Genomic DNA, 25,112 nt, shown 5'->3' with positions numbered 1-25,112 from the left:
ATCTTATATAGATCAATATTAGATAGATTCACAGACTTAGAATATTAGAATATTTTTCTCAAAGAGAAGTATTTTAACCTTAATATAAATTGAGTTGATCTAGGTGTGAGAGTAATTAAAAAAATATATTTTACATCGGAATTCATATAACATTAGACTGGTCTGTTTTAAGAAAAATTATCGATATCTACTTACAGATAAGGGTCAAGATTTATTCTTGAGTTAATTTAATTATACACAATATTTTACTATCAGTCTTTCTATTTAATTTATGATTTATGAATGATTTTCGTCCTAACTAGGATACATGTAAGATTACTGAGTAATATAATAAGTACTATCCATTACTAGAAACTATGTTTTATATAAATTTATTTCCTAGATTCTAATTAGGAAGTGTTAGTTTTTATTTTACTTTTTACGATAATATGTAAAATATGATTAATCATACATTATAGAATGCATAGTTCATTTATATTAGAGCCATCTAGATTTGTATGTTTATTACATAAACAGTTTTTTCTAAAATTAATCAGTATTTTATTTTAGTCTTAGAAAATTATCAAATTTATCATACCAAACCTGATATGGGATTGTTGATTGAATAATTATATATATTAATTCTAATTTTTTTATTTTTTTCTATGAGAACAGTGTAAAGATAGATATATACGATATATGATTTAATCATTTCATATATTTTAAGTAGAGTTTTAAAAATTTTCTTAACATAAGAAAGATGTGACTATTGAATTGTTATTTTTATTATACTTAGAGATATAACTAATAATTTTCTTTATTTTAAAAAATTTTTTATCTTCTTCTATAGCAAATTAATTGATTGAGGTTATTTACATTTTTCTTTTCCATTAAATTTTATTATTTCTGTAAAGTAAGTTTCTAACTCGATGTATTGAATAATCTAGGTGGATAATAAACATTATTATAAATGGAGAAATCATTTAACTAAAAATTACAATTTAAGATAACACATGATTGATATAATATTGATTTATTATCAATGTCAAAAATATTATATAATATAATTATTAATTATCTATAATTTGGAGGAGAAGGAGTTTCCTCAATCCAAGAGCACGTTACTCGATAAGAGATTGCTAAAACTACTGGTCCAATAAATAACCCAATAATTCCAAAAGCTAATAAACCTCCAATCACACCAAAAAAGATAAGAGTTACCGGAAGATCTGCTCCTTTTCTAATTAAAAAAGGCCTTAGGATATGATCTATAACTCCTACTAGACAGCTCCAAATTAATAAAATCGTGCCTTCTGTTGTATTATTGATCCAATAGAGCCAGATAACTGCTGGTACTAAGATAATTAATGGTCCCAACTGTACTAAACATGATAGGATCATAAAAATAGTTAGCATTGATGAAAAGGGGATTCCGGATATACTTAACCCAATACCCCCAAGTATTCCTTGTACCAATGCAGTCACTACTACACCGAGAGCTACGGATCGAATAGCTTGTACTATAAAAACAACAGCTTTATCACCACGGCGATAAGATAATCTAACAATTAAGTGATGTATTCTATGACTTACTTCTTCTCCGCGCCAATATAGTGGAATACTAAAGAGGAGCATCATTCCTAGATCTATTATAAATTGACCGATGTGACTGGCTTGAGTAAAGAAAAACTTAGTAGTGCGACCAATATATGGTTGTATTTGATTAATAAGAATGGCTGAACTACCATTAATTAAATAGTGATATATTACGTAAAGCTTTTTTCCTATTAACGGGTAATTCTGTAAATATGATAACTCAGGAAATTGTATATTCTTATTTCTGATCCAATCAATTATTATGCCACTATTTTCAACTAAACTGTTAATCAAGAGAACAAGAGGAATTATAAAAATTAAAACTAAAACGAATACCATTGTAATAACTGCTAACGATCTGCTTCCATATAGAACGCGTTGAGTTTTAAGCATAAAAGGCCAGGTTGCAATTACGATTATGCTAGCCCAAGTAAATCCAACTAAAAAGGGTTTAAGTATCCATAAACAAGTTGCAATCATTAGGAAAACGAATAGAAGTGAAAGTATGGTTTTATAGCAATCAGAATTACTTTTCATTTTGTTCATTTGCGTAATGTTACTCTGACCTTTAGTTTGATGTATTTTATTTGCTATTAAAAATAAATAAAACTTTAATTATTTATATATGAGTAGTAATATTATAAGGATATTTATTTTTGATAGATAACGTCATAATGTATGATGTTTATCGTATTGTAGATAAAGATCGATGTAGTATAAATTATATAATTTAATCTGATTTCATGAAGAACACGTTGAGTATTAAATGTGCTTCGTTTATTTGTTGATCGGTTATAGTGCAAAAACCTGGGTTATATTAATTCGATTCTAAGATGAATTAGAATGTATAATATGATTATACAGTTTGGTTTTGTATTTTTTTAAAATAAACATGTGTGTTTTAAGAAATTAAAATGTAATATATTGTGCTTTTTTTAAAAAAACACTTTTTGCATTCGTATGCTATACGAATATTAGTGAAGATAATTATCTTAAATCATAGGTTATTGCTAATGTATTAAGAGTCTTCGTTATGTCGGTCTTATTATATTCTAATAAAAAGAGAATTAAGGGGTATTCCTATAAAATAGGTTCTGTATTATAAATATAATACCAACTTTTTATATGAATGTATATATCTATATCAAGTAAACGGGCCATGGTTTCTATGGAGCAATAGTGAAGTTTATATTACATTCTACTGATGGATTCGCTAGACGTGGTTGTTTGATTTTTGATCGCGGTATAGTAGAAACTCCAGCATTTATGCCTGTGGGTACTTATGGCTCAGTTAAAGGGGTAAGCCCAGAAGAGTTACATAATACAGGTTCTCAGATGATTCTTAGTAATACTTTTCATTTATGGTTGCGCCCGGGAACCAAGATTATTAAGATGCATGGTGATCTTCATAATTTTATGAAGTGGCAGGGTCCAATTCTTACTGATTCCGGTGGGTTTCAAGTATTTAGTTTGGGATCTAGTAATACTATTAGTGAAGAAGGAGTATTTTTCCGTAATCCAATTAATGGTTCCGAGGTCTTTTTAGATGCAGAAAAATCGATGGAAATTCAATATACACTTGGTTCAGATGTTGTGATGATCTTTGATGAATGTATGTCATATCCTTCTTCCTGGAAGGATGCTGAGCGTTCGGTGAAAAGATCGTTAAATTGGGCAAAACGAAGTCGTGATCGATTCGAGTCCTTAGGAAATAAAAATGCATTATTTGGTATAATTCAAGGTGGAATTTATACTGATTTGCGAGACATATCAGTGCAAGGATTATTAGAAATAGGTTTTGATGGGTATGCTATAGGAGGCTTGGCGGTTGGAGAACCTAAACAGGATATGAAAAGGATTTTAAAACATGTCTGCCAGAAACTATCACAAGACAAGCCTCGTTATTTGATGGGTATTGGTAGACCAGAAGATTTAGTAGAAGGTGTTTGTTGTGGTATTGATATGTTCGACTGTGTAATGCCAACACGTAATGCTCGTAATGGATATCTTTTTGTTTCAGACGGAATCATAAAAATTCGTAATACCAAATATAAAGAGGATACAGCATCGCTTGATTCTACATGCGATTGCTATACTTGTCTGCATTATAGTCGTGCTTATTTACATCACTTAGATCGATGTAAGGAAATGTTAGGTGCTCGCTTGAATACAATTCATAACTTACATTATTATCAATCTTTAATGTCGAATTTACGTCAGGCTATTACACAGGGTGTATTAAATCAATTTGTTAATGATTTTTATAAAAAATCATTGGTATATAACTAAGATAAATTTTCTTTATCTAAAGAAAATTTAAATTGTAATTCAGTTTAATTTGATTTACAGAAAAAGGCTATTATATATGAAATATGTGTTGTATTTTCTTTCTGGTTTGTCCGAGATTAATTTTGGAGTAATAAAATACTGCAAGATATTATTAAAAGATATGTATATCTTAATTTAGTATTTTAGATAAAAAATAAGCATATCATCTGGTATAAAAGAATCATTTTGAAATATATGTTTTCACATGATAGATAGTGAATATATTTTGAATGAATGAATATATATATTATATGATATCATATAATTATGCGTGAAACATGAGATTTAATTTTAATAGTGGCATGATGATAGAAGATATCTAAGGCACAAAGAAATCTGTAATGTATTTGTTTTTTTGTTCATTTTGATATTTTTATTTTTATGTATTAGTTTTAATTTGACAAGTTTTAATATGAGTTTTAAAAACTATTATAAAATAATAAATAATTAAGTATATTTTACTTAAAAAACTTAAGTAAGTTGTCTACTGTTCTAGACATTTTGATCTTTGTTTAAAAGATAATTATTTCATCATATACGAGAGATAATAAAGTTTATAAATTAGGACAAATAAAACTCAAAAGTTGATTTTAAGAGATATGTTATATTTTATGCATTATAGATTTCATCTAGAAACAGAATTAACGTTTGTAATATAAAAAAGAAGAGTAACTCTAGTTGATAAAATAAGAATTTTATTTTCAACGAAAATAATCTTGTCTATTTTTATAAAATAGACACAGAAAATAGATTATATTTTAATTATTTTAAGTAATTGTTTAGATATTTCTAGTATAAGACTATATAATTTTAGTTAGTATTGGGATCTTGATTTTATCCTCGTTATTATGAAGTTATGACTTCTGATATAATATGTATATTTTATTATTCTATTTTTTTATTGATTTCTCAATGGAGAAGAGATGATTGAACATAGTATTTGGTGTATAAAATTGCTTAAATTCTCTCAGTTCTGTTAGTTCACGTCTTTTATCATCTACTCATTAGTGCATTAGGTATAATATTTTATACCTGACATTATCAGTTATAATTTTTTAGTTAGATAATTAGAGTAACATACTCATACAATAATTGATTCTGAATTTTATTGACAATATTGCGCTTGATATTATTTAGAAGAAATTAAATAAAAATAAGAAATTTATATTATTACTTTATATCAATAACCATATTTTATTGGATAAATCAACACAATAATGAAAATGTACTGCATAATATGTAGAATTTAGTCAGATGTTATTGTGTTACTTAAAGGAAGCTTCTGTGATAAATCATTATCCTTTATGGAAGTATTTGATTTTATTGATTATATTGTTTTTTGGTTTTTTGTATGCATTACCTAATCTTTACGGTGAAGATTCGTCTATTCAAATTACTGGTTTGCATGGCAATATTTTAAATAAGAATACGTTAGTTCAAATTGAAAATTTATTACAAAAGAATCATGTTAAGAGCAAATCTATTGCTTGGAAGAACGGGTCCGTCCTAGTTCGTTTTTCTAACACGAGCTTGCAATTGCAAGCTCGTGAAGTAATTACAAAAGCTGTAGGTAAAAATTACATCGTAGCATTGAATCTTTCTCCAGCAACGCCACATTGGTTATCATCTCTTCTTGCAGAGCCAATGAAGCTTGGTTTAGATCTTCGTGGTGGAATCCATTTCCTTATGGAAGTGGATATAGATAGTTCGTTATCGAAGTTACAACAGGAGAATTTAGAAAATTTACGTAGTGATTTAGATGATAAAAAAATTCCTTATATTGAATTAAGTAAAAGTGATTTGTTTGGTCTAAAAGTACGTCTTTTAGATCAGAAAAGTCGGGACAAAGTAAGAAGAGATGTTCTTTCTCATTATCATGATATAGTGATTCATAATAGTTCTTATAATGTTTTAACTTTAAAAGTTAATGACGAAAGAATTCGCTTAGCGCGTGAATATGCAATAGAGCAGAATATCAATGTATTACGCAACCGAATTACACAATTAGGATTAACAGATGCTATAATTCAACGTCAAGGTAATGCCTTTGTTGTTGTAGAGTTGCCAGGGATTCAAGATACTGCTCGGGCAAAAGAAATTTTGAGTTCTATGGCAACGCTAGAGTTTCGTTTAGTAAATATTCATATTAATGTTGATTCCCCTCTACCTCAAGATTCAGAGGTGAAATATACGAGAGATGGCCAAGCACTTGTGGTGTATAAGCATGTGATCCTGACTGGCGATCACATTATTCACTCTACTACTAGCATTGATGAATATAATCAAATGCAAGTTAATATTTCTTTAGATAGAGAAGGTGGCCACATTATGTCTAACTTTACCAAAGATCATATTGGTCAAGCTATGGCAACTATATTTATAGAATATAAGGGTAGTGGTAAGCAAGATATACGCGGTCATGAAATATTAGAAAAGCATGATGAGATAATTAATGTAGCGTATATTCAGTCACAGCTAGGAAGTAGTTTTCGTATTAGCGGGATTAATAATCAGAAAGAAGCTCGTCAACTTTCTCTTTTATTGCGCTCAGGAGCTTTTGTTGCACCAATACAGATTGTAGAAGAACGTATTATCGGTCCTACTATGGTAGAGCAAAATATATCTCAGGGACTAGAGGCTTGTTTATGGGGGGTCGTTGTTTCTATTCTGTTTATGGTTTTACGATATAAATTATTTGGTTTAGTAGCTGCTTTAGCGTTATTAGTAAATTTAGTATTAATTATTGGAATTATGTCTTTGCTGCCTGGAGCGACATTAACAATGCCAGGTATTGCTGGTATTGTACTAACTTTAGTAGTAGCAGTGGATTCTAACGTTCTTATTAATGAACGGATTAAGGAGGAATTACGCAATGGGTGTTCTATACAGATGGCAATTCATCAAGGTTATAAAAGGGCGTTTTCTAGCATAATAGACGCCAACATAACCACATTCATTAAAGTAATTGTTTTATACATACTAGGCAGTGGTTCTATTAAAGGATTCGCCATTACAACTGCAATTGGTATAGCTACTTCTATGCTTACTGCTATTATTGGTACCCGTTCTATAATTAATCTTATATATGGCGGAAAGCGCGTAACAAAGTTATCTATATAAGAAATAAGGAGAATTAGTGTTACAAGCACAAAATTCTGTAAATATGAATCATAAGCATACAATTATTGATTTTATGAGCTGGAATAAAGTAGTTTTTTTATGCTCAATAATTTTATTAATAGTTTCAATAAATATTATCGGTATGTGTGGTTTTAATTGGGGTCTAGATTTTACTGGCGGAACAGTCATTGAGATGAAACTAGAGAGACCAGTGGATTTAGATTTGATTAGATCTAGTCTTAAGAAGATCGGATTGATTCAGCCTCAAATACAGAATTTAGAGAGCGTTTATGACCTATTAGTGCGAATAGAACCAAAAGAAGATATTAACGGTACTACATTTAGCTCCATAGTTCTTAACACTATTAATACATCAATAGGACAGAATGTTGTTGTCAAACGAATTGAAGTTGTGGGTCCTCGTGTAGGTAAGGATTTACCGAGAGATGCAGTTATAGCGATTATTTCAGCTTGGATAGCTATTTTTATTTATATTTCTTATCGTTTTTCTTGGAAACTTTCTTTGGGAGTTGTCTTAGCTTTAATATACGATATAGTTATTACTACGGGCCTTTTATCTCTGTTTCAAATAGAAATTGATCTAACCATTATAGCTTCTCTTTTATCTATAATAGGATATTCTCTCAATGATAAGATTGTAGTATCAGATCGTATTCGAGAGAATTTTCTTACAATTATATCGAATTCACCTTCTTATATTATTAATCTTTCCTTAACGCAAACTTTAATGCGTACTATGATTACTTCATTAATTACTTTGATGATGGTTTTGGTTCTTTTTATTTTTGGTGGGGTGTTGTTAAAAGGTTTTTCATTAACGATGCTTCTTGGTATTATTATTGGCACTATCTCATCAGTTTATATTTCTTCTTCTTTGGCTTTAGAGATAGGACTACAACGAGAAAATATCTTTTCTGAGGATTTAGATACAGAGGATTAAGATGAGATTTTCATATTTATTTAGCTAATATTTATTAAAAATGAGAAATGAACGGGATTAATTTAACAAAGAAGACCAAAGGTTACACGATCATTACCGCCATAATCTTGAGAGGTTTTTATTTTACAAAAACCATTATCTTCTAGAATGATCCGGACATATTTGGCTTGTTTCCATCCATGTTCTAAAAGTAACCACCCTCCATGAGTTAAATATTTTTTTGCTTGTTTAGAGATGAGTTTAATATCAGCTAGACCGTTATCACTAGAAATTAGCGCGTTCTTTGGCTCGAAACGAAGATCTCCCTCTAGTAAATGTGCATCAGCTTTGTCTATATAGGGTGGATTACTAGCAATAATAGAAAACTGTCGCTTGCCTATAGTAGAAAACCAGTTTCCAGGTATAAAAAATACATTAGTACATCCTAATTTAATTGCATTAAATCTTGCTATTTTTATGACAGGAATAACATTGTCAATTCCAAGAACCTGACAGTCTTTGCGTTCACTGGCAATAGCAATAGCAATTGCGCCACATCCCGTTCCCAGATCTAGTATTGAACAAGTTTTATCAGTAGGAATACGTGCTAATGCTTCTTCTACTAGAATCTCGCTATCTGCACGAGGGATGAGAACATCAGGCGTAACGTTGAAGCTCATAGACCAGAACTCACGCTCCCCTGTTAGGTAAGGGATAGGAGTTCCAATAGTACGCTGTTGGAGTAATTTTTCTAATTCTGCTAAAATAAAAGGATTTAGAAAATTATCATCAAATGCAATAATCCAAGAGCGAGGCTTGTCTATAACTATAGACAACAGGATCTCCGCGTCAAGTTTTGGACTGGCGCTATTAGCAAGTTGCTCTGTAGCGGCCTCTATCCAACGACGTATTTGCATTAGTTCTCCTCAGAAAGAGATGCTAGTTGATCTGCTTGATATTCTTGAACCAGAGGGTCAATTAGGGTATCTAACTTACCGTTCATCGTCTCATCTAGGCGATAGATAGTTAAATGGATACGATGATCTGTTATACGACTTTGTGGAAAGTTATAGGTTCGATGACGATCAGATCGATCACCACTTCCAATTAAATTTCGTCTTTCTGATGATGTTTCTTTTTGACATCGATTTTTTTCAGCTTCTCTAATTCGCAAACTGAGAACCGCTAGTGCTTTAGCTTTATTTTTATGCTGAGAACGTTCATCCTGACACTCCACTATGATTCCGCTAGGAATATGAGTAATTCGGATAGCTGAATCAGTAGTATTAACATGTTGGCCTCCTGCTCCGGAAGAACGAAAGGTATCAATTTTTAAATCTGATATATTAATAACTGGTAGTTCTTTTTTTGGAAGATCAGGCATTACTGCTACGGTACAGGCTGATGTATGGATACGACCTTGTGATTCAGTTTCTGGAACACGTTGCACTCTATGTCCTCCTGATTCGAATTTCAGTCGACCATAAGCCCCGTTACCAATAATTTTAGCCACTATTTCCTTGTACCCACCTAGCTCACCTTCATGAGCGCTCATTACTTCAATATTCCAGTTTTTAGAGTAAGCATATCTACTATACATACGGAATAAGTTACCAGCAAAAATTGCTGCTTCGTCACCACCAGTTCCAGCACGAACTTCTAAATAGCAATTTCGTTTATCATTAGGGTCTGTTGGTAAAAGAAGGTTCTGTAGATGTTGTTCTATGGTTTTGCTACAAGCACGTGCTGTTTGTAGCTCTTCTTGTACTAGTTCACGCAGTTCGGGGTCGTTAAGCATTTGTTCAGTATTTTGAATATCTTCCTGGTTTTTTTTCCATTGAACAAAGCACTGGATAACGTTGGTTAACTGCGTATATTCATGTGATAAAACACGAAAGCGTTCTGGATCATTAATTACTCTGATATCATCAAGCATCGATTTAACTTCTATATAGCGTTCCTGTAATGTTTCCAATTTAGTGATAATAGAAGAATGCATGTATATTATTTTATCCTTTCAATATGATAAAGAATTTTAAGAGAATAAAAACAATGTTCTAATTATTTTCTGTTCTTTTTTTAAAAATTTACTATGAGATAGATTAATATTAATAATATTGAACATTATAAATATATAAAATGGTGTGGTTTTTGTTAATTCTGATTTAATCATTGGAAATAGCGTTTTAGTTATGACAGATTAGGTATCATTGAATTAGAATTTGGCAAATCAGGCGTGAATACTTTAATATTAATTATTGAAGTTTATTAATTTGAATTTAATTATTATTTTTGATCTAGTTAGTAGAATTATCTGTATTTTATACATATCGTTTATGTTACTGAAATTCTGATTATCTAATTTAAGTTAATAATTAAAATAAATTATATTTTATTTTGGTTGGTTCTGATCTTTTATAATAAATAGATATACTTATTATTAGGTGCTTATCTTTCTAGTCAATGTAGTTAAGTAGTAATTGAGAACTAAATAATTTATTAGTTTATAAGGTTATTTTATAACTTAATACAAAAACTTGTATAAAATATATTATAAATATTTTTAATTTGTTTGAACAATATTATTGTTTATTGAAAACTAAATAATGTATTAGGTTTGACCTAGATATGAAGTCCACTAGTTATTGAATTTTATAAAACATATTATCATTTTCTTATATCTATTATTATTTTATTTTATCTGTATATCTACAGAAGAGAGGTATTGATAGATTTAAATTTATCTTGGTAACATTGAAATTACTTCTTGGATTTTTATAAAGTATAAAATACTATAATAACTATAATAACGGGGATGTCTATTAGATCATGTTTCTTTATATGATATATTATCGTTTGGTATGAATTAAGATAGAGGTATTTTCATTATCTGAGAGGTACTCTAGACCAATAGTATATCGTTACTCTTCTGTTTCTAAATTGGGTCATTTATTTATGGCTTGATTAATCTAAGATTTCATGAAAAAAGGAGTTATTTTTGTGTTGATTTTTTTTATTGTTTTCTATTAAAGAAATAAGTTATGAATTGAATGATAGATTTTAGAATTAGATATAGGATGATGATTAATATATATTTTATAATTTGACTTAGAACCTGGTTTTTTTAGAATATACAATTTTATTATTTTACAATATTAATTGTCTTGAGCATGAAAAACAATTAAAGGTTACATGACATAATATCAATTATATTGATAACGATTTTTATTCATTGATACATCAATAGATTAAAAGATCTATTAGGTTATAAGTGTATTAGATTTATCCGTTGTCTTTCTTAGAAATATTAAGAGTCTATTAAGTATTTTAATGACAAATAAAATCACATCATTTATAATTTTTAATGTTACGATAAAAGATATAAAGTTTTATATAATTTCTTTATTATAGAAATAATAGATTTTAGAGGAAAGAAATATTATTTTATAATTTATAATTAGGATAAAGGGAATTAAATCACTGAATATTATTCAAGGACGTAAAATTATTATTTGTGTATTGTACTACCATTTTTTCGGGATAATTTTTTTTCTGGAAATCTTATTATCGTCTTGTACTTTTCATGAGCCAGTCAAAAAATATGGTTTAACAAACATGTCTCCTGAGTGGCATAAGCACCAAAAGTTAATCCAAAGTATTACTCAATATCAAATTCGCGGTGTCTTGTGTTGGTTTTCTGATGACAAGAAAGGTTCTGCTCATTTTAATTGGTATCAGAAGTCACCTGATCATTATCGATTATTATTGACTAATCCATTAGGTGTTACTATTTTTCAAATAAATCAGGAAGATAAATCTACATATTTGATATGTAAGTTAAGTGGTTGTCCCATTCATGGTGATGAAGGAAATATGATTTTTAAAATAACAGGTATGAATATCCCTCTAGAAAATTTTCATCAGTGGATAATGGGCTTGCCAGGAAATGGAACTACTTTTTCTATTGATGAGCAATCCCATCTGAATGAGGTAATCTTTAATAATAATGGACATTACTGTCGTATTTTATTATTAGAATATCGTAGTAGAAATAATTTACCTCCAATGCCCTCTAGGATTGAGTTACATCAAGGTCATAAACATATTATGTTATATGTAGATGGCTAAAAATAATTTCAATGATTAAATGGCCTTCTCCAGCAAAACTTAACTTATTCCTTTATATTACAGGTCGTCGTCAAGATGGATATCATTATCTTCAGACGTTATTTCAGTTTCTTGATTATGGTGATACTGTATCTATTGCAAGTAATCACAGTGGTACGCTTCAGCTAATAACCCCTGTTGCTGATATTAAAGAGGAAAATAATCTCATCATGCGCGCCGCAAAACTTTTGCGTATTCAAGCGGAAATACATGGAACTTTATCTAGTAAAGTCGGGGCAACTTTTTCTATAGAAAAACGCATACCTATTGGTGGGGGACTGGGAGGTGGATCATCAAATGCGGCTACAGTTTTAATAGCACTCAACTATTTATGGAATACTAGATTTAGCTTAAAATACCTATCATTACTAGCTCTACAACTTGGCGCTGATGTTCCAGTTTTTATATGGGGTCTTACATCATTTGCTGATGGCATCGGTGATCGATTAATACCTCTTTTATTGGATGAAAAATGGTATTTAATAATTTATCCTAGCATTAGTATTTCCTCTTTTCAAGTGTTTAGTGATTTTCATTTGACGCGGGATACGCCTCGTCGTCATATAAAAGATTTATTATTAAATCCTTTTCATAATGATTGTGAACGCATTGTGCGTCAGCGATGTAATGAGGTTGAAAAGGTGATTTCTTGGTTGTCAACATACGCTTCACCACATATGACAGGTACAGGTTCTTGTATTTTTGCAGAATTTAACACTAAGAAGTCTGCTTTAAATGTATTAAATCGTATTCCCGAACAGTGGCAAGGGTTTGTGGCGCGTGGGGTTAATACCTCTCCCTTACATACTTTTTTTAGAAGCATAGTCAATTAGTATAATTTTCACCATTTAATTCAATTTAAGCTTTTTTTTGGGTTAGCGGGAGTAAGTTCAGTAAAGAAAAAACTGTGTTTTAATTTCATATGTCTCCTACATTCAAGATATTTTTTAAATTAGATTACTTTATCAGCATTATTGTAATATCACAGATATTGTATTTAAGTTAGGATTTTATAGAAATCTGTGCATTTTAACTATGATGTTATTTCGAAAATATCACTTTCTAAGTGCCAATCCTGAGGTTTTTTCTTGTGCCTAATATGAAGTTGTTTGCTGGTAACTCTGTCCCAGAGTTGGCACGACGTATTGCTAATCATCTTTATACTAGTCTATGTGACGCTGCAGTTGGTCGTTTTAGCGACGGTGAGGTTAGTGTGCAAATTAATGAAAATGTGCGTGGGGGTGATATTTTTATCATTCAGTCTACCTGTGCGCCAACTAATGATAATTTAATGGAATTAGTTGTTATGATTGATGCTTTACGTCGTGCTTCTGCTGGTCGTATTACTGCTGTAATTCCTTATTTTGGTTATTCTCGTCAAGATCGTCGAGTTCGTTCGTCTCGTGTCCCTATCACTGCTAAAGTAGTAGCGGATTTTCTTTCTAGTGTTGGTGTAGATCGAGTTTTAACTGTAGACCTTCATGCGGAACAAATTCAGGGTTTTTTTGATGTTCCAGTTGATAATGTTTTTGGAAGTCCAATTCTTTTAGAGGATATGTTGAAAATTGGATTAGAAAACCCAATTGTTGTTTCTCCAGATATAGGTGGTGTAGTGCGTGCACGCGCTATTGCTAAATTATTATATGATACAGATATGGCGATTATTGATAAACGTCGTTCTCGCGCTAATGTATCACAGGTGATGAATATTATTGGTGATGTAGCAGGCCGTGATTGTGTTATAGTTGATGATATGATCGATACTGGTGGTACTTTGTGTAAAGCGGCAGAAGCTTTAAAATATCAAGAAGCAAAACGTGTTTTAGCTTATACCACTCATCCGATTTTTTCAGGCAATGCAGTAAAGAATCTTCAAAATTCAGTAATTGATGAAGTTATAGTTTGTGATACAATTCCTCTACCTATCGAGATTCAAGCATTACCTACTGTTCGAACGCTTACTTTATCAGGGATGTTAGCTGAAGCAATACGTCGTATTAGTAATGAAGAATCAATTTCAGCCATGTTTGAGTATTAAGTATTAATTCTTTTCCAAAATATATAATTTATTTACATATGATTTACATATAGAAGAAGAAAAGTTCTTTAGTTAGATTTTCTGTAAGAAGTTTGTGTTTTTTATGTTAGAATAGAAATGAATTTTGTTAGCATTAGGTTATTTATCTTGATAATATTGATCAACACTAGGGCTTGTCTACAAGAATTTCTTCTTCTTAGAAAATAAGATATTTTTTAAGATTTCTTTTTAATTTTTACATTTAAGTTTTGGGAAATTTGAATAAATTAAACTATGTTAATTATTGATTTTTTATAGTAAAAAACTATATTTAGAAAAATTCTTATAGAACGTTTTTAAAATAATCTAATTGATTGGCTGAAAGAAATAGATTAATATGATAACATTTATAATAAGATTAAATTATTATAGTACGTGATTTTGACTTAAGAGCATAATGTGTGATTATACCACTAATAGTCAAAAAGATTTTTTATCTCAATCTTATAGAAATTATTTAGAATACCATATTACTTGTATAATATAGTTTATATATCGGTTGAGTAATTTTAGATTTCTTAATAGAATATATTCTCGTTGTATAGATAAAGTTCAATTAATCTAATGCTATTGGTATTGAATGAGTAGTTTTATTTTTGATCTTTAGAGGTTTTTATCGTTATTAATATAGTATCAATAAGAGGAAGTATGCGAGATAATATCTATTATGATTCTTGAATCAAGACAGATGATTGTTAATATATAGTCAATACTAGAGTTATTGTCAATGGTTACCGTTATGATTGAAGGATAAGTATTATTCAATCATATTCATAACTATAGTAATATTTACTATAACAGTTTGTTATCTGATTGTATGTGTTATATGGATTTTTAATGAAAAGTGAGGTCTAAAATATATTTTAGAAATATATTGTGTATTATTAATATTTTAGTAAATGATGATTCTATAATAAGGTTTATTAAGAGATTCTATATGTTCAATATAGATTAACTTGATTGTCTATAATAGACAATTTATAAAGAAATTATAGAAATCAAAATGTTTCATGCAAAGAAAGTTTATAGGATTTTTATTATTCTAGTAGAAATATTATTTTATCACAATAATAAAACGTGGGGAAAAAAGGTATTTTATATTTTAAACTATAAAATTCACGTATAGAATTTTATTAATCTAGAAAATTATTCTTTGATTAATTAGATGGTGCATATATGAGTTTTTTCTTTAAAATCCATAAATTATTTTAATAGAATCTATCAAGATTAATAAGTCATTTTTTTATTTCTGTAAAACATGTAAAGCACATCTTATTTAAGATCATAATTAGATAGAAAAAGTATAATCAAATTAATTGGTTGTTTAGGTGTGAATTACGAAAGGCTTAACTTTTATCTAATTATGTAGAGATATTAAATATGAATGAATTATACTTCTAGTAATCATCGAATGTTTAATATTTGTTTTGGTAGTTATCTGTCTTAATATTTTTATAGAATGAGTAGTTTAATTAATATTAGATTTTGGTTAGATTTTTTTGTAATAGCAAATAAAATAGTAGAATTTTCTACGATTATTAAATAATATGTAGTATATGATTTACTATAAGTAATATATATAGAAATATTATATTTTAGATTAGATAGAATTATTCAAAGTGTTAATTGAATATTTCTTATGACTGTAAATGAATCGATGTCTTTTGTAATCTAACTATATTCGATGTAGTATTGATTTCTTTATTAGAAAAAGGCGCTCCTGAATTAAACAGTAATTGAAATCATTATTCTTATAATTTTATTAGGCATGGATGATTTTAAAACTATTAAATCTATATTGGATCAATAATTAGCATTGAATATTATATGATCTTTTGGTATTAGTTTATAATTACCAAAAGACATGTTAGTATCTATAGCGTGGATTGTTTATATAGAGGTTAGCTCAGTATATTAAAATATACTATAGGTAAAAGTGTTTAGATATCTGGGTTCATTATAATTTTTAATTAGTTAGAAGAACTAGTATTAACTTTCGAATAAATTTTTAAAAAATAGGTGATAGAATTTATTGTTGTCTATTGAGTTTAGATTTTTGTATCCAAGGATTTTTATTGATCAAATTTATAATTTTGTTGTAACTATATTTATTATATGTAGTGTCTTATTAATTAAGAAAGAAAGACAAAGAAATTTGTATTCGTTTTAAAATCTTGCTAGATATAGTTTATATTAAATGACTTATTTTAGAATAAATAGGATTCTATTAGATTTCTTTCTGATAGATTAATAATTTATTTGACACGAACTATTTGGATTTTTTGTGTTTTTTTATTTTATAATAATCTATTATAGACATAATTATAATTAATTAAAAATGAAGTAATTTAATTGTCTTAATCTGGGTTAAGAAAATAAATAAGATATTCGATTTGTAGATATTTTGTTTCTTTTCTTATTTAATTAAATTAATGAATTAAGGTTCTCAGTTAACTGACTATGGTTGAATATAAAGGTTTCAATATATTTTTGTATGGATTATCGTATTAAATACTTTTTTTATAACGTATCTATCTAAATAATATTTTTCTATAGAATTTACTTTTTATAAAGTAAGTAAGAATATATTTTTATATCTACATTGTCTGAAATATAGTTAGAAAGATAATTATCTTTGGCTAAGACGGACACTTTACTGTAATTTTATTTAAATATTCAATTAAAGTTTTTAACTTAGGATTATATTTCATCATTGTTATGATGCAAAAAGTGATTACATAAAGATATTGATTTTTTTTAAATAGATTTATGTTTTACTAGATATAAAATCTACAAAATATAATATAATATGAGATTTTTATTTTTTGAAGAACACATAAAGTTATTAGTTTTTAATAGAAAAACAGGAGTGTTTATATAAAAATTTTAATTTTTAGAAGAGATTATAAAAAATACTATTTATTAAAAATAGATTTTTTATAATCTTTGTAATCTATTTCAATACTCTTTCTCAGAACGCAGATTTTGACTTCTATATGAAGAATATATATATAAAATTCTAATTTTTAAATACAATTTTACTTAATTTGTTTCTTAATGATTAAGAAGAATGATAGGGGACATAGAATCATCTGGTGGTGTATAGTTATATCTAAATAATATATTTAATTTTCTTGACTTAAGTTAAATATTTAATAAATATTTTATGTATACTTCTTATTTTTATATAGATATTTCTAATAAATAATATAGCAGTATTGCTATGTTATTTATTAGATTTTCCAATTAATTAAAGCATAATTTTTTTTACCTCGTTGTAAAAGCGTATATAGTCCAAATAGTCGGTCTTTATTACTAATAATATATTTACTATTAATTTCTAGCACTCCATTAATCTTAATTGATTTAGTAGTAATTAATGTTCGAGCATGACCACGAGAAGTGGCTAGACCAGTTTTAACAAGCGCATCTTCTAAGTCTTGTCCAATATTTAGTTGAGCATTGTTTATTCCATCTTTTGAAAGATATTCTAGGTCTTCTTGTGTCAGGTCTTGTGGATTTCCTGAGAATAAGCTTTGAGTGATGCGTTTTGCAGAGAGAAGCCCCTTCTCACCATGCACTAGCTTAGTCATTGTTTGTGCTAATAGATTTTGTGCAGTTGGCGCATAACTACTATTTTTATCCGTGTCTTCAAGCGTGTCAATTTCCTCAATGTTGATATAAGTTAAGAATTTTAGAAAACGATAAACATCAGAATCATCTGTATTAAGCCAAAATTGATAGAATTTATATGGACTTGTTTTTTTTGGATCAAGCCAAATCGTTCCACTTGTGGTTTTACCAAATTTACTTCCATCAAATTTAGTAAGAAGAGGTAGAGTTAAACCAAATACTTGAGTTTTGTTTAGTCGTCGAGTCAGATCAATACCAGAGACAATATTCCCCCACTGATCTGATCCGCCGATTTGTAAGATTACACCATAGCGTTCGTTAAGATGAAAAAAATCATAGCTTTGTAATAAGTTATAAGCGAATTCAGTAAAGGAGATTCCTTGACTGTGTCGATTTAGTCGTTGACTAACTGAATCTTTAACTAACATCTGATTAATTGAGAAGTATTTTCCAATATCACGAAGGAAGTTGAGTGTATTCATAGATCCAAACCATTCGTAGTTATTAATAATAATTGCTTTATTATTACTATAGTTAAAATCTAGAAACGAAGTAATTTGTAGATTAATTTTTTCTATCCAGTTATTAATAGTTTCTTTAGTATTTAGCTTACGTTCAGATTCTTTAAAGCTTGGGTCACCAATTAATCCAGTTGCACCGCCAAGAAGGACTATTGGTTTATGTCCTTCTTTTTGAAAATGTTGTAAACATATCAATGGTATTAGATGTCCTACATGTAGGCTATCAGATGTTGGATCAAATCCACAATACAGAGAAATGGTTTTATTCTTTAATTTTTGTTCTAAAATATGCTCATGTGTAGTTTGTAGAATTAAACCTCTTCTTTTTAATCTCTGAATTAAAGTATTATTTAACATGAAACCTCTCTTTAAGAAATGATATTGTGTCTGCAGTTGATGTAATCAATATAGTGAGATGTCGGATTATCAATATTTATAGGATATATTGTTACGATAATTTTCAGTTCTGAGGTGAATAAGGGTTTCCGTTGTTACAAAGAAACAAATTGAGTTCACTGATTAATTACAAGTTATGGTTATCTGTGATTTATCATTAAAAGAAGATACTATGTAAATAGTATCGATTATGACGGATTTAGTATCTAGAAGCGAGTTTAGATTTAGTTTCTATCTTTTTAGATATCACGCCTGTTATATCATTTAATTAATAAAGTAGGTTTTTTAAAATTATTTAACAAAAACTTTGAGCAACAGATTGATGGAAACACTCATTAGTTTATTTGATAATATGTAATATTATTAATATGGTATTAATTGTTGATGATATTGAGAATATGAATACATGTTTGTTATTTATAGGAAAATAATTACATTATTTTCGGTTTTATGAGTTCTATAATAGGTATCTAGGTATTTTTGATGAGATCGATATATGCATGATACATGCATGTTGAAAAACATTCGTAATGAATCACTTGTCTTAGTAAAGATTTTATAAACTATATTGCAATATTTTCTCTAATTTTTAGATACTAAATAATTTATTTAAATAATTTTAATTCTATAAAATTATATAATTTATAGCTGGAGAATATAGTTGATTTTTAAATGTTATTTGTATTATAAAAAATAATATTTATATTAAGAATGCTTCTTTATGTTTTTTTAATGATTTTTGAGTTAATCTGCAATAGATCAGAATATTTTTGCTTTCATTAATTGAATAAAGTGGATAATTATACTTAAATGATAGCCTAACTTTCATTAAATCAATGTGACTTAATTAAGTTGTTCTCGATGTAATTTTAAATAGGTTATAATATGAAACATAAAATAGTTAATATTGGTGACATTCAGGTAGCGAATAATTTACCTTCTGTACTATTTGGTGGTATGAACGTTTTAGAATCACGAGATTTAGCGATGAGAACTTGTGAACATTATATCAATGTAACTGAAAAACTTGGTATTCCATATATATTTAAAGCTTCTTTTGATAAGGCAAATCGCTCTTCTATTCACTCGTATCGTGGTTTAGGTTTTGAAGAGAGCATGAAAATTTTTGAGGAAATTAAAAAGACATTTAAAGTTCACGTTATGACAGATGTGCACGAAGTAAATCAAGTAATACTGGTTTCACAGATAGTAGATGTACTTCAATTACCCGCTTTTCTCGCGCGTCAAACTGATTTAATTCACTCTATGGCAAAAACGAATTCTGTCATTAATATTAAAAAACCACAGTTTATTAGTCCAGGTCAAATGGGACATATTATTGAAAAATTTTCTCAAGGAGGAAATGAAAAAATTATTCTTTGTGAGCGTGGTACGAGTTTTGGATATGACAATTTAATTACGGATATGTTAGGTTTTAACATTATGAAACAGGTATCTAAAAATAGACCAGTTATTTTTGACGTAACACATGCAGTACAATGTCGTCACGCAACCAGTATAGTCTCTAGTGGACGGAGTTCTCAGTTGAGTGAGCTTGCTCGAGCTGGTATTGCTGTAGGGATTGCAGGTTTATTTCTTGAGTCTCACCCCAATCCTTTTGATGCGAAATGTGATGGTCCGTCGGCCTTACCTCTTGACAAATTAGAACCATTTTTAGTACAAATTAAAGCGCTTGATGATGTAGTTAAAGGTTTTTGAAACTTGATGTCACTTATTAGTCTTATTGGTACCCCTATAAATTGCTAATATATGTAATAATTTTTAGATGATAAATTAGAGAATATTGATATGTTATATCATGTTCAATATATGTATAGTTTGATAATAATCAAATTCTATACAAGAGAAGAAGTGAAATAGATTGATATGAATTAGTTCTAATATAATGTAATACTATAATTAAGGATTATAAATAAGTTTATTAAGGGGCCTTTTCTAGTAAGGCGCCTTTTATGTATTAGAAGTAGAACACATTAGAGATAATTATATTTTAGGTTAAATTTCATACATTTATTTATGATTTATCAGATGTAATTAATTTAAGTTTTATATGAATACTATTTATTTTTTATTAAAACTATGTTTTATAGTTTTATAAAACTTTCTTAGATCTATAATGCATCTAGATATGCAAAACGATTCTTTCCTGGATAGGATCTCTTTATTTAATGTCTGGACGAAGTAAAGGAAATAAGATTACGTCACGAATTGTATGTCGATTAGTAAATAACATGACTAAACGATCAATACCGATTCCTAATCCTGCGGTTGGAGGTAGTCCATATTCTAGTGCAGTAATGTAGTCTTCATCATAGAAGATTTCTGTAGTATTTTCTTCCATATCTTTATTATAGAGTTGTTGTAGAAATCTTTCTTTTTGGTCTTCTGAGTCATTGAGTTCCGAGAAGCCATTTCCAATTTCACGTCCACTAATAAAAAGTTCAAATCGATCAGTTATTTCTGGGTTAAGATCATTACGACGCGCAAGAGGTGATACTTCTGTTGGGTATTCAGTAATAAAAGTGGGTTCAATTAAATTTTCTTCTATTGTTTTTTCGAAAATTTCATTTATTAGTCGTCCAAGACCCCAAGTGGGATTAATGGCGATACCTAGAGATCGGGTAATTTCTAGTGTTTGATTAAAATTATTAAGATTTACTATATTAATTTGAGGGTGGTATTTAATAATTGCTTGTTTCATTGTTATCTTATGGAACGGCTTGTCAAAGTAAAGAGTATGTTTTCCGTATAAAATTGTAGTTTTACCTAACACATCTTTTGATAGAGTATAAAATAGGTTTTCAATGAGTTTCATAAGATCTTGATAGTCAGAATATGCCATATATAGTTCTAGCATTGTAAATTCTGGGTTGTGACGTGATGACAACCCTTCGTTTCGAAAGCTACGATTAATTTCAAATATACGATCAAATCCCCCTACAACTAGGCGTTTAAGATATAATTCGGGAGAAATGCGAAGATACATGTCAAGATTTAAAGCATTATGATGCGTAGTAAATGGTCGCGCAGTAGCTCCACCTGGTTTCATTTGCATCATGGGTGTCTCTACTTCTAAGAAATTATGACTAATCATAAATTTACGTATTCCTTCGATCAGACGAGAGCGAATTTTAAAAATATTACGTGTATCTGGATTAGTGATTAAATCCAGATAACGTTGACGATAACAGGCCTCTTGATCAGTTAATCCATGAAATTTATCTGGAAGAGGGCGTATTGCTTTAGTAAGGAGGTTGAGCTCAGAACAGTAGATTGATAATTCACCAGTTTGAGTCTTAAATAGCGTGCCTTTAGCACCGATAATGTCTCCAAGATCCCATTTTTTGAACTGTTTTTCATAAAATTCATTCGGTAAAAACTCTCGGGATAGATATAATTGTATATAACCTCCTGAGTCTTGTATTGTTACAAAAGAAGTTTTCCCCATAATACGTCGTGTCATTATTCGACCAGCAACAGTTACTATTATGTCAAGTAATGCTATTTCTGTTTTGTTTTTTTTATCAAATACCGCATGGAGTTCTTCAGAGGTGTGCAGACGACGGAAATTGTTTGGGAATGCTATGCCAGTTTTTTTTAGCGATAGTAGCTTTGTTCGACGTAATTTAGTGTCTTCACTTAGATTTGGTTTTACTTGAGAAATTAATGGTTTCTGATTAGACATGTATATTTCCTATTATAAACCGGATTTTAAGTTTTCTTCAATAAAGAGGTCAAGATTTCCATCTAATACTGCCTGAGTATTCCGTGTTTCGATATTAGTACGTAAATCTTTAATACGTGAGTCATCTAGTATATAGGATCGGATTTGATTTCCCCATGCAATGTCAGATTTATTGCTTTCTTCTATTTTTTGATCTATTTTTTTCTTTTGCATTTTGTATTCATAGAGTTTTGCGCGTAATTGCTTAAATGCTTGCTCTTTGTTTTTATGTTGTGATCGATCGCTTTGACACTGTACTACAATATTGGTTGGTAGATGCGTAATACGCACTGCCGATTCTGTTTTATTAACATGTTGTCCGCCAGCTCCAGAAGATCGGTACACATCAATACGGAGATCTGCTTGATTAATTTCGATATCAAGATCATCATTGATTTCAGGATATATAAATATAGAGCTAAATGAGGTGTGTCGACGTCGTCCAGAATCAAAAGGGCTTTTTCGAACTAATCGATGAACTCCAGTTTCAGTGCGTAACCAGCCAAATGCATAATCTCCAATAACCTTAATAGTTGCGGATTTAATACCGGCAATGTCACCACTATATTCTTCAATAATTTCAGTCTTAAATCCTTTTATTTCAGCCCATCGTAAATACATACGGAGAAGCATTTTGGCCCAGTCTTGTGCTTCAGTTCCGCCAGAACCAGCTTGAATATCCATATAGCAATCTGAACTTAAATGTTTTCCTGAGAACATGATTTGAAATTCTAGTGCGACAAGTTTTTTTTCTAGTTCTTTAAGTTGAGATAGAACATCATAAAACACTTCTTGATTTTTGTTTTCAACCACAAGATCAAATAAAATAGAAATTTCTTCTATATCTTGTTGTGTTTTATCTAAAGTGTTAATCTTACTTTCTAGTAAGGAGCGTTCTTTTCCTAGAGCTTGCGCATGATTAGTGTTTCTCCAGATATCGGATTTTTCTAATTCAAGTACGACTTCTTGTAGTCGTTCTTTCTGTAAATCATAATGTAAGAGTTTTCTGAGCATAGAATTGCGTTTGATCAGGTCTTGAATATGGTTATAAACTGGATTAATTTCAAACATAATTTTCGGTCTTATAAGATAATGAGAGGATGTAGAGATAATGAAATAAATCAAATGCTACTATTTTTAGTCAAACTGAAATGAGTATGAATATATATTACATATATGATACTATAGAATACTTTGATTTCTACTGAACGAGCTATGTAATTACTAAGCAATTATTTAAGTAATTTTGTAAAAGATTGAATTAAATAGATATTTAGTTAAATTATGGTTTAGAATTTTTAATTATGGAGATAAAGGTGCGACGTCCATTTATTATGGGAAATTGGAAGCTTAATGGGAATAAAGATATTGTTAATAAGTTAATTTTTAATTTATGTCAAAAAATGAATGATATCACAGGTTGTGTAGTAGGTATTGCTCCTCCAGTCATCTATCTTGAGCGAGCCCGAGAAGCCTTAAATAATAGTCCAATCGTATTAGCTGCACAGAATGTTGATGTACATCTTTCGGGTGCTTTTACTGGTGATATTTCAGCAAATATGCTGAAAGATGTTGGCATACGGTATGTAATTATTGGTCACTCTGAGCGTCGTGTATGGCATAAAGAAACTGATGAGATCATTGCACAGAAGTTTTCTATTTTAAAAAAAATAGGTTTAATTCCGATATTATGTATTGGCGAAACAGCGAAAGAAAAAGCAGAAGGTCGCACCAAAGAGATTTGTATTCGCCAAATTGATGCGATTCTCTGTTCACAGGGGGTAGACGCTTTTTATAACACAGTGATTGCGTACGAGCCTGTGTGGTCTATAGGAACAGGAAAATCTGAAGTACCTACGCAGGTTCAGATATTGCATAAATTTATTCGTGATTATATTATGAAGAAAGATAAGGAAATCGCTAATCAGATAATTATACAGTATGGTGGATCAGTAACTAATGAAAATGCGGAAGAATTATTTTCTCAACCTGATATTGATGGAGTGTTAGTGGGTGGGGCGTCTCTTCAGGCTAAAGTTTTCTTAGAAATTATAACAATTGCAATGGAAAAGAAATCTTAATTATCGATTTATTATGAATAAAAGTGGTAATTAAAGTGTTTGATCTATTAGAAAATTAGATAGATTTATATATGGAATTAGATGTCATGCATTGATTATACGATGCTAAATTATAGGGATCAGGTTTTATTTTAAAGAAGATACAGTTCAAAAGATAAATTTTTATGACAAACTAATTGTATAGTTACCGTATGACAAGCAACATCAATTTTTATTGAAGAGTGGGTAAGAGTTTTTGTTATTTTTTTAAGAGTCCAAAAGGGGAGAAAATTTCATTATATTTTCTTTCTGAATTATTAAACCCTTTCTCTAGATACGTTTAGAATATTGATTCTATCTTTGTATGGATAAGATCTTATTTAAGCTAGAAGATTAATTTTATTGTTTAACAATTCATTAATTGGAATGTAATCAGATTTTTTGACTAGATTGACTTTATTAACGATGATTTTAAGAAAAGAAAAATGACAAGAGTCTATTGCATTTTCAATACAATCACTTTTATAAATCTGAATTATTTATCTATAAA

14 protein-coding genes are annotated in these 25,112 nt (G+C 29.2%); 8 read left to right on the top strand and 6 right to left on the bottom strand.

Going from position 1 to position 25,112, the window contains the following annotated elements; genetic code table 11:
- Nucleotides 1-1,053 precede the first annotated feature (1,053 nt).
- Entirely contained in the window at nucleotides 1,054-2,121 is a 1,068-nt protein-coding gene (gene ydiK, locus HACICURT3053_RS02005; protein WP_157992075.1) for an AI-2E family transporter YdiK, read from the bottom strand.
- Between the two features lie 633 nt (nucleotides 2,122-2,754).
- Here ydiK and tgt point away from each other — a divergent pair.
- The 3 genes from tgt to secF all read left to right on the top strand — a co-directional run bounded on the left by tgt (nucleotide 2,755) and on the right by secF (nucleotide 7,984).
- Nucleotides 2,755-3,864, top strand: coding sequence for a tRNA guanosine(34) transglycosylase Tgt (tgt, locus tag HACICURT3053_RS02000; protein ID WP_157992074.1), 1,110 nt, complete (start codon nucleotides 2,755-2,757; stop codon nucleotides 3,862-3,864).
- Nucleotides 3,865-5,187: 1,323 nt separating this feature from the next.
- On the top strand, nucleotides 5,188-7,023 hold the full coding sequence (gene secD / locus HACICURT3053_RS01995) for a protein translocase subunit SecD (protein ID WP_157992073.1): 1,836 nt from the start codon (nucleotides 5,188-5,190) through the stop codon (nucleotides 7,021-7,023).
- 16 nt (nucleotides 7,024-7,039) lie between these two features.
- Entirely contained in the window at nucleotides 7,040-7,984 is a 945-nt protein-coding gene (gene secF, locus HACICURT3053_RS01990; RefSeq protein ID WP_414973882.1) for a protein translocase subunit SecF, read from the top strand.
- A gap of 62 nt (nucleotides 7,985-8,046) precedes the next feature.
- Here secF and prmC read toward each other — a convergent pair whose 3' ends face one another.
- Both prmC and prfA read right to left on the bottom strand, forming a co-directional pair.
- Complete coding sequence (prmC, locus tag HACICURT3053_RS01985; RefSeq protein ID WP_157992072.1) at nucleotides 8,047-8,880, bottom strand: peptide chain release factor N(5)-glutamine methyltransferase; 834 nt, start codon at nucleotides 8,878-8,880, stop codon at nucleotides 8,047-8,049.
- Nucleotides 8,880-9,962, bottom strand: coding sequence for a peptide chain release factor 1 (prfA, locus tag HACICURT3053_RS01980; RefSeq protein WP_157992071.1), 1,083 nt, complete (start codon nucleotides 9,960-9,962; stop codon nucleotides 8,880-8,882). The genes prmC and prfA overlap by 1 nt, the downstream gene beginning before the upstream one ends.
- Before the next feature lie 1,520 nt (nucleotides 9,963-11,482).
- Here prfA and lolB point away from each other — a divergent pair.
- From lolB to HACICURT3053_RS01965, 3 genes are all read left to right on the top strand, one after another.
- Entirely contained in the window at nucleotides 11,483-12,091 is a 609-nt protein-coding gene (gene lolB, locus HACICURT3053_RS01975) for a lipoprotein insertase outer membrane protein LolB (protein ID WP_157992070.1), read from the top strand.
- An 11-nt stretch (nucleotides 12,092-12,102) separates the two neighbouring features.
- Complete coding sequence (gene ispE / locus HACICURT3053_RS01970) at nucleotides 12,103-12,963, top strand: 4-(cytidine 5'-diphospho)-2-C-methyl-D-erythritol kinase (RefSeq protein WP_157992069.1); 861 nt, start codon at nucleotides 12,103-12,105, stop codon at nucleotides 12,961-12,963.
- 257 nt (nucleotides 12,964-13,220) lie between these two features.
- Nucleotides 13,221-14,168 carry a ribose-phosphate pyrophosphokinase gene (locus HACICURT3053_RS01965; protein WP_157992068.1) on the top strand — a complete coding sequence of 316 codons (948 nt, stop codon included), beginning with the start codon at nucleotides 13,221-13,223 and terminating at the stop codon, nucleotides 14,166-14,168.
- A gap of 3,272 nt (nucleotides 14,169-17,440) precedes the next feature.
- Here HACICURT3053_RS01965 and tyrS read toward each other — a convergent pair.
- Nucleotides 17,441-18,718, bottom strand: a complete 1,278-nt coding sequence (gene tyrS / locus HACICURT3053_RS01960) for a tyrosine--tRNA ligase (protein WP_157992067.1) — start codon at nucleotides 18,716-18,718, stop codon at nucleotides 17,441-17,443.
- 924 nt (nucleotides 18,719-19,642) lie between these two features.
- Between tyrS and kdsA the strand changes: the two genes are divergently transcribed.
- Nucleotides 19,643-20,476: a 3-deoxy-8-phosphooctulonate synthase gene (gene kdsA, locus HACICURT3053_RS01955; protein ID WP_157992066.1), complete on the top strand. Its 834-nt coding sequence runs from the start codon at nucleotides 19,643-19,645 to the stop codon at nucleotides 20,474-20,476.
- A gap of 463 nt (nucleotides 20,477-20,939) precedes the next feature.
- Here kdsA and lysS read toward each other — a convergent pair whose 3' ends face one another.
- Nucleotides 20,940-22,463 (bottom strand): lysine--tRNA ligase, encoded by a 1,524-nt coding sequence (lysS, locus tag HACICURT3053_RS01950; protein WP_157992065.1) that lies wholly within the window; start codon nucleotides 22,461-22,463, stop codon nucleotides 20,940-20,942.
- 12 nt (nucleotides 22,464-22,475) lie between these two features.
- Entirely contained in the window at nucleotides 22,476-23,573 is a 1,098-nt protein-coding gene (gene prfB / locus HACICURT3053_RS01945) for a peptide chain release factor 2 (RefSeq protein ID WP_157992064.1), read from the bottom strand.
- A 245-nt stretch (nucleotides 23,574-23,818) separates the two neighbouring features.
- Between prfB and tpiA the strand changes: the two genes are divergently transcribed.
- Nucleotides 23,819-24,583: a triose-phosphate isomerase gene (gene tpiA / locus HACICURT3053_RS01940; RefSeq protein WP_157992063.1), complete on the top strand. Its 765-nt coding sequence runs from the start codon at nucleotides 23,819-23,821 to the stop codon at nucleotides 24,581-24,583.
- Nucleotides 24,584-25,112: the final 529 nt, after the last annotated feature.

Origin of the sequence: Candidatus Erwinia haradaeae (assembly GCF_900698855.1) — a bacterium.
In the GTDB taxonomy this organism is placed as follows: Bacteria; Pseudomonadota; Gammaproteobacteria; order Enterobacterales; family Enterobacteriaceae; genus Erwinia_E; species Erwinia_E haradaeae_F.
This window is presented reverse-complemented; position numbering and strand designations above follow the sequence as displayed.

What these genes read in the sequence shown, in the direction of transcription:
- tyrS (WP_157992067.1), bottom strand. Translation starts at nt 18,718, where the DNA reads ATGTTAAATAATACTTTAATTCAGAGATTAAAAAGAAGAGGTTTAATT.
- lysS (WP_157992065.1), bottom strand. Translation starts at nt 22,463, where the DNA reads ATGTCTAATCAGAAACCATTAATTTCTCAAGTAAAACCAAATCTAAGT.
- prfB (WP_157992064.1), bottom strand. Translation starts at nt 23,573, where the DNA reads ATGTTTGAAATTAATCCAGTTTATAACCATATTCAAGACCTGATCAAA.
- prfA (WP_157992071.1), bottom strand. Translation starts at nt 9,962, where the DNA reads ATGCATTCTTCTATTATCACTAAATTGGAAACATTACAGGAACGCTAT.
- kdsA (WP_157992066.1), top strand. Translation starts at nt 19,643, where the DNA reads ATGAAACATAAAATAGTTAATATTGGTGACATTCAGGTAGCGAATAAT.
- ydiK (WP_157992075.1), bottom strand. Translation starts at nt 2,121, where the DNA reads ATGAACAAAATGAAAAGTAATTCTGATTGCTATAAAACCATACTTTCA.
- ispE (WP_157992069.1), top strand. Translation starts at nt 12,103, where the DNA reads ATGATTAAATGGCCTTCTCCAGCAAAACTTAACTTATTCCTTTATATT.
- prmC (WP_157992072.1), bottom strand. Translation starts at nt 8,880, where the DNA reads ATGCAAATACGTCGTTGGATAGAGGCCGCTACAGAGCAACTTGCTAAT.